Source organism: Myroides sp. C6-3 (genome assembly GCF_050522425.1).
Lineage (GTDB): Bacteria > Bacteroidota > Bacteroidia > Flavobacteriales > Flavobacteriaceae > Flavobacterium.
The window spans coordinates 1-10,531 of sequence record NZ_JBMVQP010000057.1; the positions used below are offsets into that span (position 1 = coordinate 1).

The following is a 10,531-nucleotide window of genomic DNA, read 5'->3' on the forward strand; positions in this document are numbered from 1 at the left end:
ACCCTGAGGCAACGAAGGGTCGCATCCTACGAGTCCTTGAAAGACGAGTAAGGGTTGTTGGAGGGGTGAGTGACGGGCGTTGATTGACGGATGCGACATATCTCATTAGGTTTATATTTTATTTTGGTGTTCGATGAATCTACGCTACGCTCCGATTTCTCCTTCGTCGAGGTGACATGACGGGGGGGGACATGACGGGTGTTATTCCTTGATTTTCGTTTAAAGAAAACACTTGCTATTTCAGAAAAATCTACTGTTAACCGTTAACCGTTAACCGTTAACTGTTAACTGTTAACTGTTCACTGTTATCCTTTTTTAGTAAAAAAATATGAATTAAGTTTGCTTTTTAATGGAAAGAGGCAATCGGAGCAAGCCGTGCAAAACCTCACAACCAACAATCAACAAAAAAAATGCTTCGTATATACCCCGTTTTATTCCTTCTATTTCTGCTCATCAGTTGTGATACAAAAACCACAACATCCATTCAAGAACAAGGGACTACTGTTACAGACAGTTTACTAGCAAAAAAGAGTATAGCTTTATACCTGGGGTTAGACACCCTAGCGGTTCAGGATCGCAAAGGGGTGATAGAAGAAGTCCTGGGTTCTACAGACGTATCACTCATGCACTCCCCTTACGGGTTTTACTTTCAAAGTTTATGCTTTCAGTACACCCAACAGCAGGACAGTTCAGATATTTACTTTAGGAAGGCTTACGATGCGTATTCAGTGGTAGATCCGATTTGGCAGCGTTTATTGACGTACACCCAACTCGGACAAGAACTCCAACATCAACGAGTAGCGAAGGTGGAGCTCATGGAATTGCTATACGAACAATTGGAGCTTGTGAATCAGCACTCGACGATCTTAGATTATCAGCTGTATGATTTACTAGCGAAGGCTTACTTTTTAAATGGCAATATGGAGCGTTCTCTTCACTTTACAACGCGTTACTATGCCCAACACCCTTTCAAGGACAATCGACGTGTTAAAACGCGTTTTTACGATATTTCATTTCTATTAGCTGCTGAGTTACAGGATAAAGACCAGGCAAAAGCGGCTTTACAGCAGTTGAAGGTATTGCTGAAAGACTCGAAGGAGGAAACGGCTATTGCGCGTTATTATGATATGGAGGCGCGTTATTTTGCGCTGATTGGCCATTTTGATGAGGCGCTGCAAAGTAGTAAGCGCTATTTTCACTACAACAAAAAGCGCAAGCAGCTTCATCCTACTGTGTACAACAATTTAGCGACTAGTTTTGAACGCAATCAACAGTTGGATTCTGCTATTCACTACTACAAAGAAGGTATTGCTCTTGCGCAACAAATGAAAATTCTCGAACAGAATCAGCTCTATGGGGGCTTGAGTCAGGTGTATAAACGCAAGGGAGATTACCAACAGGCGCTTATTGCTTTAGATTCTTCTTTTGCGCATTCAACGAGAATCAAGGAAAAACGCAATGCAAGCAAGCTTCACGAACTAGAACTCCAGTACCAAACCAAACAAAAAGATGTGGAAATCTCTTCGCTAAAGGAGAATTACCAGCTGCAGAGACAGACGTTTGTACAACAGCGTTGGATCATCTCGCTTATTGTTCTCTTTGTTATTGGGGTGCTTTCGTATTCCTTGATTTTATATCGACAGCGGTTGCTCAGTGAAAAGAACAAGGGGTTAGCGATCCAAAATAAAAAGATGGAATTGGAACAACGCTTGTTACAAGTGCAACTCAATCCGCATTTTATTTACAATGCGATAGCCAATCTACAAGGCTTTATCAACCAGGAGGACAAGGTAAAAGCCAATCGCTATTTGATTAGCTTATCGAAGATGATTCGCAATATCCTCGAACTCAATCGCCGTGACTTTGTGCCTTTATCGGAAGATTTAAGTGCGATTGAAAATTACCTTCAAGTGCAGCAAATGCGCTATAACCACTCCTTTGACTATCATCTTGTTGATCGACTACAAGAGGCTTCGATTGAAGCGGAGGAAATTCTCATTCCCCCTATGCTCTTGCAACCTTTTATTGAAAATGCCATCGAACACGGGTTCAAAAACATAACCTATCAAGGGGTGTTAACCCTGACCATTGAAGTGAAAAACGAGCAGCTCCTCCTCTATATTCGCGACAATGGCTGTGGATTGCAACCCAAAGAAAAGGAAGAGACAACGACAACGACAACGACAACGACGAACAAACAATCACTCGCTCAAATCATTACACAAGAGCGCTTGGATGCTTTATTTCACGCGAAGAAGGAAGAAGCGTTCTTTCGCTTGTATTCCATAGAAGAAGAAAAAGAAGAAGAACCCTCTAGTAGCGGGGTTGAAGTGCTGTTGTGTATTCCCCTGATTTATGCTTAATATTGTACCCATGAAAGTTTATATTCTCGAAGACGAAGTTGCCATTTTAAAATACATTCTCTCTTTGGTGGTAGATATCCCCTATCTTCAACTCGTGGGGTATTCCGATTCAATCAGCAAAGCCTATCCGGAGATTCTAGCGCAACAACCAGATTTGATTTTGGCAGACATCCAACTCAAAGACGGTACAAGCTTTGAACTCTTGCAGCAAGTAAACAACCCCAACTTACAGCTGATCTTCATTACCGCTTATAGTCAATATACCCTCAAAGCACTGAATCTAGGTGCCTTGGGTTATTTGGTAAAACCCCTAGATGACCGTGAATTTACGCAGGCGATTGAACGCTGCTACGAGAGACGCAATGCACACGTTTTTGTAGAAGAGCAATTGCAAGTGGCGTTAGAACAGCTACAAACCAATCACCCGCCTCAGCGCCTTGCGTTGAAAACCTTTCACTTTACGCAGCTTGTTTGTGTGGCTGATATTGTGTATTGCCAAAGTGATAAGGGCTATACGACTTTTCACCTGGCTAATGGGGATAAACTCATGGTGTCTAAGGTAATCAAAGAATATGAAGAGCTATTACTACCCGCTCACTTTATCCGCTGTCACCAATCGTTCCTGGTTAATACTTCCTATATCAGCAAATACTACAAAGAAGGACATCTCGAATTGGTGGATCAAACCATTATTCCGGTATCCGAGCGAAAAAAAGAAGCCGTTACAACCTATATACAACGCATTTCGTAGGTGTATTCGAACGAATAATCCAATAAACGCGACGAATATTGATTACATACAGACGAAAATCAATACGCTTGATCTTTCGATTTTAAAAGCAATTACCTTTGCACCATCGGAAAGAAATACAGGAGACCCCGAACGTATTCCTTGTGTTGTGTGCAATGGGTTGAATCGCGTTTACCGTCGACTATTTTCTTTTTGATACCCTTTGTTTGTTCTATATATCAACCGTTATGAAGAATAAATCACGTAATGTTGCTGCTCATAAGCAGGGAATTGATTTATTCTTCACTTGGTTTAGTATCTAAAAACACAATAAGAATAAAATCATATGAAAAAGTCAGTTATCCTTTTTAGTGCCATTGTTTCGTTTTTAGCTGTTTCTTGTGGAGGCGATACCGCCATCAACCTGCAAGAAGAAAACAATGCTGCTACACTAAAAGCAGAAGTAGAAAAAGCATTTTCACCCGATATGGAGGTGAGCGAACTACTCTTATCTACCGCACCCCTTGATACGAGATTGCAAAACATCTCCGTTGAATACTGGGAAGGAGAGGAAGAATTTCAACAGTTCTACAACTTAAAAGAAGGAATGCAAGCCAAAGAAGAAACACTAGCTTCTCAAAACATCAAGCGCCTTCCTCAACTACCCGCAAAATCAAAAGATCTTGTGTTTAAGATTAAAGATGTAGACTATAGCAGAACTTACGAAAACCTAATGAAAGCCGTTGCTTTGGTTATGGAAGAACACCCTGAAGATAGCGATGAAACATACAACAACTTTGTACTACACAGCTATAGATTCAAAGCAGACGGCAAAGACAAAATAAGAGAATCTCTAACCCTACATGCAAAAAAAGTAGGAGAAGCCGTTCGAATTAAAAAGAGATCAACATCAACGAATTATTACGAGTTTTCTTTTGTTGTTCTAGAAGATGGAACACTTGAATGGAGATAGTTTTTCGTTAACCGTTGACCGTTAACCGATAACCGATAACCGATAAAAAAAAATTGCTAGAAAAAGAAAAGCTGTTTCATAGGGTATATTGAACGCAGTATCAATATCAAACAGTCAATCTAAAACGAAGACGCAAGAGGTTTGTTCCTTTTGCGTTTTTTCTTTTCCATTTTGATTGCTTTTCTTTGCTCCGACGATTCCGCAAGAAAGCTTCTAGTAGAATTCAATTTGTGTTGAATTAAAAAATATTTTTTAACAAAAAACCGTTTTCTAATTAAAAAAACTATACCTTTGTCGTGATTTCGGCAATTAAACTAAATTGTATAGCCTGGTAAATTTCAAGCGGAGTATATGCTTCGTTTAACTTTTTCAAACTGTTACTACTGTTTTTGCATTTATCACCCAAAGATAAATATTGTTTATTTTCATACGTAGTAAGTCAGTTTTTTAAATCCAAACAACTTCTCATTTTACTTCTTAAGGAAGATCCCCCTGGGATAACGTATGTAATAACCGTATTTTTCTTCGTTGCTGTATAAGCAACACCTATATATAAACCTGCAGATGCCTTGGCATTTGTTAACTATTCAATTAATGGCAGACTCATTTTTTAAAAAAGAAAACAACAAAAAGAAAAAACAAAAACAAGAAGAGAAATTAAAACGCAGAGAAGAGCGTAAACAACACAACAACAAAGGGAAGGATCTAGAAGATTTATTCGTATATGTAGATAAACGAGGACAATTAACTCACCTAACCCCAGAAGAACAGGCCTTGCAAGAAAAGCAAGAGCTGAAACATACAGAGAAAATCTCACAAGAAAATCACGAAGGTACCATTAGCTATGTTACAGATAAAGGATATGCGTTCGTTATTGATTCAAAGACGAGAGAAAGTATCTTTCTTCACCAGAATGACCTCAATATACCTTTGGAAAAAGGATTAAAAATAAGCTTTAAATTAGAGCAAAGTAAAAATGGAATCAGAGCTGTAGAAGCAGCTAAAACAGAATAATAAATTCAATTAATTATGCAACAAGGAACAGTAAAGTTTTTTAATGAAACAAAAGGGTTTGGTTTTATTACACCAGACGATAACGGAGCAGATATTTTCGTACACACTTCAGGTTTAGTTGACCGTATCCGTGAAAACGACGTAGTTACTTACGAAGTTGAAAAAGGAAAAAAAGGCTTAAACGCAGTTGAAGTAAGAAGAGTTAGATAATTAACAGTTAACCGTTTACCGTTAACCGTTTTAATCATCAGCGATAAAAAAGTCAATCCATGTAGTTGGGTTGGCTTTTTTTTTGGTTGTTGGTCTTTCAAGGACTCGTAGGATGCGACCCTTCGTTGCCTCAGGGTAACATACTGTGTGTAGGTGCTGTTATCTGTTAACAGTGAACAGTTAACGGAAGATCTTTCTGAAATAGAAAGTACGTCACTCACCCCCGTCACTCACCCCCGTCACTCACTCCCGTCATGTCACCTCGACGAAGGAGAAATCGGAGCGTAGCGTAGATTCATCGAATACCAAAATAAAATATAAACCTAATGAGATATGTCGCATCCGTCACTCACCGCCCGTCAATCACTCCCAATAGCCCTTGCTCATCTTTCAAGGACTCGTAGGATGCGACCTTTCGTTGCCTCAGGACATACTGTGAACGGTGAACAGAACAATGAACAATGAACAGTGAACAAAAAAAAACCACTCCTATACAAAGGAATGGTTTTTCTATTATTGATAATCTACCGTTAACCGTTAACTATACATTTTTTCTCTTAGTTCTTTTACCTTAGGATCATCCAAATAGTCTTCAAACGTCATATAGCGATCGATTACACCATTTGGTGTTAATTCTAAGATACGTGTTCCCACGGTTTGAGCGAATTCTTTATCGTGTGTTGTGAACAACACCGTACCTTTAAAGCCTTTTAACGAGTTATTAAAAGCGGTAATTGACTCTAGGTCTAAGTGGTTCGTTGGTTCATCAAGCATCAATACGTTAGCTCTAAGCATCATCATACGAGACAACATACAACGTACTTTTTCTCCTCCAGACAACACACGACCTGTTTTTAACGCTTCTTCACCAGAGAAAATCATTTTCCCTAAGAAACCACGTACATAAACCTCGTCTCTTTCTTCTTCGGTTTTTGCCCATTGGCGCAACCAATCCACAAGAGTTAAGTCATTTTCAAAAAACGCGTGGTTATCTGCTGGCAAGTACGATTGAGAGGTTGTAATCCCCCACTCTACTTTACCTGCATCTGGTTTAAGGTTGTCGTTGATGATTTCGTAGAACGCCGTTGTAGCACGAGAGTCGCGAGAGATTACCACGATCTTATCCCCTTTCACCACGTTCAAGTCTACATCTTTGAATAAAACTTCCCCGTCAAGCGTACTTGCCAATCCGGTGATGTTTAAGATTTGATCTCCTGCTTCTCTATCTTGATCAAAAATAATAGCCGGATAACGACGAGAAGAAGGTTTAATATCATCTAGTTTTAGCTTATCGATCATTTTCTTACGAGAAGTTGCCTGTTTTGACTTGGCCACGTTCGCACTAAAACGGCGGATAAACTCTTCTAATTCAGCTTTTTTCTCTTCCGCTTTCTTATTTTGTTGTGCTCTTTGTTTTGCAGCTAACTGACTTGATTCATACCAGAACGTATAGTTACCAGAATAGTGTGTAATCTTACTAAAGTCGATATCTGATACGTGTGTACATACCGCATCAAGGAAGTGACGGTCGTGCGAAACAACCAGTACCGTATTTTCATAGTTTGCCAAGAAGTTCTCTAACCAACCGATGGTTTCAAAATCCAAGTCGTTGGTCGGCTCATCCATGATCAACACGTCTGGATTTCCGAATAAAGCTTGAGCCAATAACACGCGAACTTTTAGTTTCGCATCCATTTCGCTCATTAAAGTATAGTGAAATTCTTCAGCAATTCCCAAGTTAGACAACATCGTCGCTGCATCAGATTCGGCATTCCAACCATTCATCTCATCAAAGCGAATTTGAAGCTCACCGATGCGATCTGCGTTCTCATCTGTATAGTTCAAATACAGTTCGTCCATCTCTTTTTTAACGGCAAATAAATCTTTATTTCCCATCACCACTGTCTCAAGCACCGTATGCTCATCAAACATGTTGTGGTTCTGGTTCAACACAGACATACGCTTACCAGGCTCTAGAATAACGTGTCCAGATGTAGGATCAATTTCTCCTGATAATATTTTCAAAAACGTTGATTTACCCGCACCATTTGCACCGATAATTCCATAGCAATTACCTTGTGTAAAGGTTACATTTACTTCATCAAATAAAATTCGCTTACCGAACTGAACTGACAGATTTGAAACTGTTAACATTATTTCTTGTTTGATTTAATTTGTTGCAAAATTACTAAATATATATGAGATTTAATCTCTCTTAATTTATTTCAATTTTGAATTACTTATTTTAACCATCTATTAACAACATTAACTGAACGTAAAACTTACTTTTGTCCTCGACGTCAATTTTTTAACTAGCATTATTCCCCAAACAATGTGTAGTAATTTTTTACATACAGGTATACGCTATGGTTTGTTGCCATTGGTTGTTTTGCTCTTTTCTTGTCAAAAGAAATTCGAGGCAACCGATTATGTTGCGCATTTTAGTGGCGAAATACAAAACCCAACCACCAATTATATTTTATTCTACAAAGATAATGAGCTAATAGATACGATCTATCTCGATCAAAACAACCACTTTGAAAAGAAATTTGATTCCCTTTCACCAGGGCTCTACATTTACCGTATGAATCCCGAATTTCAATACGTGTATTTTGACAAGAACGACAGTTTACATCTTCGTTTAAATTCAAGAGACTTCGATCATTCGATCATTTTTTCAGGTCGTGGTGCAGAAAAGAACAACTTCTTGATGAACCTGACGGTAAAAAACTTAGTGGATGAATCAACGCGCTATGAGAATTACGATTATGGGGTAAATCAATTCATTCGCTTTATTGATTCAGCACATGCAGCGCGTACCACCTATTATCTACGCAGTAAGGCAATCGTTGGTTGGGGACCAGAGTTTGATATGTATGCGAAAACAAAACTCGATCTCCACTATTTTAGTCAGAAAGAGATCTACCCTATTGCGCATTACGTTCGCACAAAAGAAGACATCCGAAATCAACTACCTGCCGATTACTACTCGTTTCGGAATAAGGTAGATTTTAATAATGAGAAGCTAATCCGCTATTCGTCTTTTACCAAATACTTAGCCATTATGCTGAGTTCAGTTAGCGATGAATCGGATCTCGATTTTGACAGCCAAACAAAATTCGACAAAAACATCACCAAACTCAATGTTGTAGATACTTTAATCCGCAATGAGAAGGTGAAAAATACAATTTTAGACAATATTGCTTTGATCTACCTCTTGGAAGATCAAAACCTCAATAATAACGACAAGTTTTTTGATGCTTATTTTAAACTCTCTACAGATACTACACAGCATCAAGAGATTGTAAAGATCCAAAATGCCGTACAAAATCTAAAGTACGAGAATCGCCTCCCCCGTGTGGAGCTTGTTGATCTCAACGAAAAACCAGTGGAGTTCAAAAAGCTGATCAACAAAAAAACACTGATGTTCGTTTGGACCAAAAACGGATTGGCCCACGCAGAAGCTAGCCACAAAAGAGCTTTACACCTGCTGGAACAGATTCCCAATATACAGGTTATTTCTGTGTGTATCGATGGAGAACACAACGAATGGAGAGAACTTGTTAGTCAATATAAACACCCCAACTTAATCGAGTTGCGCTGCACAGATTTTAATGAGATGAAAGACAAATGGATCATTACTAAAATACAACGCAGTATTATCCTAAATGCCGATGCTAGTATTCAAGAAGCTTTCGTCAATATCTTTGATCGCAATATAGAGCAACTACTGCAATAGTTGACGGTTTACGGTTGACAGAGCATTATCAATATATAGAAGAACCATTCCTTTGTAGGGGTGGTTTTTTTGTTTGTTGTGAGGTTTGCTCGTTGTGAGGTTTGTTCGTTGTGAGGTTTGCTCGTTGTGAGGTTTGCTCGTTGTGAGGTTTGTTCGTTGTGAGGTTTGTTCGTTGTGAGGTTTGCTCGTTGTGAGGTTTGCTCGTTGTGAGGTTTGTTTGTTGTGAGGTTTGTTTGTTGTGAGGTTTGTTCGTTGTGAGGTTTGTTCGTTGTGAGGTTTGCTCGTTGTGAGGTTTGTTCGTTGTGAGGTTTGTGCTTTTAAAGAAAACACTTGCTATTTCAGAAAAATCTACTGTTAACCGTTAACCGTTAACCGTTAACCGTTAACCGATCACAGTACCCACACACAGTATGTCACCCTGAGGCAACGAAGGGTCGCATCCTACGAGTCCTTGAAAGACAAACAAGGATTGTTGGAGGGGTGAGTGACTGGAGTGAGTGACGGGTGTGATTGACGGGGGTGACCTCTCCTTCGTCGAGGTGATTGACTGAGGTGATTGACGGGGGTGATTGACGGGCGTTGAATACACACAGTACACACACAGTATGTCACCCTGAGGCAACGAAGGGTCGCATCCTACGAGTCCTTGAAAGACAAACAAGGATTGTTGATTGCCGAGTGACGGGTGTGATTGACGGGTGTGATTGACGGATGCGACCTCTCCTTCGTCGAGGTGACATGACTGGGGTGATTGACGAGCGTTGAATACACACAGTACCCCCACACAGTATGTCACCCTGAGGCAACGAAGGGTCGCATCCTACGAGTCCTTGAAAGACGAGTAAAGGTTGTTGAGGCGTGATTGACTGGAGTGAGTGACGGGTGTGATTGACGGATGCGACCTATCTCATTAGGTTTATATTTTATTTTGGTATTCGATGAATATATCTCACTTATTTTATATTGGTTTTGGTGTTCGATGAATCTACGCTACGCTCCGATTTTCGCTACGCTCCGATTTCTCCTTCGTCGAGGTGACATGACTGGGGCGATTGACTGGGGTGATTGACTGGGGTGATTGACGGGGGTGATTGACGGATGCGACCTCTCCTACGTCGAGGTGACATGACTGGGGCGATTGACTGGGGCGACATGACGGGTGTGATTGACGGATGCGACATATCTCATTAGGTTTATATTTTATTTTGGTATTCGATGAATCTACGCTACGCTCCGATTTCTCCTGCGTCGAGGTGACATGACGGGAGTGAGTGACGGGCGTTGAATACACACAGTACACACACAGTACACACACAGTACACACACAGTATGTCACCCTGAGGCAACGAAGGGTCGCATCCTACGAGTCCTTGAAAGACAAACAAGGATTGTTGATTGCCGAGTGACGGGGTTGATTGACGGGTGTGATTGACGGGTGTGATTGACGGGTGTGATTGACGGGTGTGATTGACGGGTGTGATTGACGGGTGTGATTGACGGGT

At 40.2% G+C, this 10,531-nt stretch carries 7 protein-coding genes; 6 read left to right on the plus strand and 1 reads right to left on the minus strand.

Annotated features, from left to right (window positions below; translation table 11 throughout):
* The first annotated feature begins 410 nt into the window (after positions 1-410).
* The 5 genes from ACPDG9_RS15405 (at position 411) to ACPDG9_RS15425 (ending at position 5,290) form a co-directional block, all read left to right on the plus strand.
* Complete coding sequence (locus tag ACPDG9_RS15405) at positions 411-2,363, plus strand: tetratricopeptide repeat-containing sensor histidine kinase (protein WP_430528595.1); 1,953 nt, start codon at positions 411-413, stop codon at positions 2,361-2,363.
* Positions 2,364-2,373: 10 nt separating this feature from the next.
* Positions 2,374-3,114, plus strand: coding sequence for a LytR/AlgR family response regulator transcription factor (locus ACPDG9_RS15410; RefSeq protein WP_430528596.1), 741 nt, complete (start codon positions 2,374-2,376; stop codon positions 3,112-3,114).
* Between the two features lie 325 nt (positions 3,115-3,439).
* Positions 3,440-4,066, plus strand: coding sequence for a hypothetical protein (locus tag ACPDG9_RS15415; RefSeq protein WP_430528597.1), 627 nt, complete (start codon positions 3,440-3,442; stop codon positions 4,064-4,066).
* 594 nt (positions 4,067-4,660) lie between these two features.
* Entirely contained in the window at positions 4,661-5,080 is a 420-nt protein-coding gene (locus ACPDG9_RS15420; RefSeq protein ID WP_430528598.1) for a cold-shock protein, read from the plus strand.
* 15 nt (positions 5,081-5,095) lie between these two features.
* Positions 5,096-5,290: a cold-shock protein gene (locus tag ACPDG9_RS15425; RefSeq protein ID WP_002991706.1), complete on the plus strand. Its 195-nt coding sequence runs from the start codon at positions 5,096-5,098 to the stop codon at positions 5,288-5,290.
* A 537-nt stretch (positions 5,291-5,827) separates the two neighbouring features.
* Here ACPDG9_RS15425 and ACPDG9_RS15430 read toward each other — a convergent pair.
* Positions 5,828-7,444: an ABC-F family ATP-binding cassette domain-containing protein gene (locus ACPDG9_RS15430; RefSeq protein ID WP_430528599.1), complete on the minus strand. Its 1,617-nt coding sequence runs from the start codon at positions 7,442-7,444 to the stop codon at positions 5,828-5,830.
* Positions 7,445-7,622: 178 nt separating this feature from the next.
* Here ACPDG9_RS15430 and ACPDG9_RS15435 point away from each other — a divergent pair, with 178 nt between their 5' ends.
* Positions 7,623-9,029: a hypothetical protein gene (locus ACPDG9_RS15435; RefSeq protein WP_430528600.1), complete on the plus strand. Its 1,407-nt coding sequence runs from the start codon at positions 7,623-7,625 to the stop codon at positions 9,027-9,029.
* Positions 9,030-10,531: the final 1,502 nt, after the last annotated feature.

Coding starts and splice junctions, on each gene's coding strand:
- ACPDG9_RS15405 (WP_430528595.1), top strand. CDS start 411: ATGCTTCGTATATACCCCGTTTTATTCCTTCTATTTCTGCTCATCAGT.
- ACPDG9_RS15410 (WP_430528596.1), top strand. CDS start 2,374: ATGAAAGTTTATATTCTCGAAGACGAAGTTGCCATTTTAAAATACATT.
- ACPDG9_RS15415 (WP_430528597.1), top strand. CDS start 3,440: ATGAAAAAGTCAGTTATCCTTTTTAGTGCCATTGTTTCGTTTTTAGCT.
- ACPDG9_RS15420 (WP_430528598.1), top strand. CDS start 4,661: ATGGCAGACTCATTTTTTAAAAAAGAAAACAACAAAAAGAAAAAACAA.
- ACPDG9_RS15425 (WP_002991706.1), top strand. CDS start 5,096: ATGCAACAAGGAACAGTAAAGTTTTTTAATGAAACAAAAGGGTTTGGT.
- ACPDG9_RS15430 (WP_430528599.1), bottom strand. CDS start 7,444: ATGTTAACAGTTTCAAATCTGTCAGTTCAGTTCGGTAAGCGAATTTTA.
- ACPDG9_RS15435 (WP_430528600.1), top strand. CDS start 7,623: ATGTGTAGTAATTTTTTACATACAGGTATACGCTATGGTTTGTTGCCA.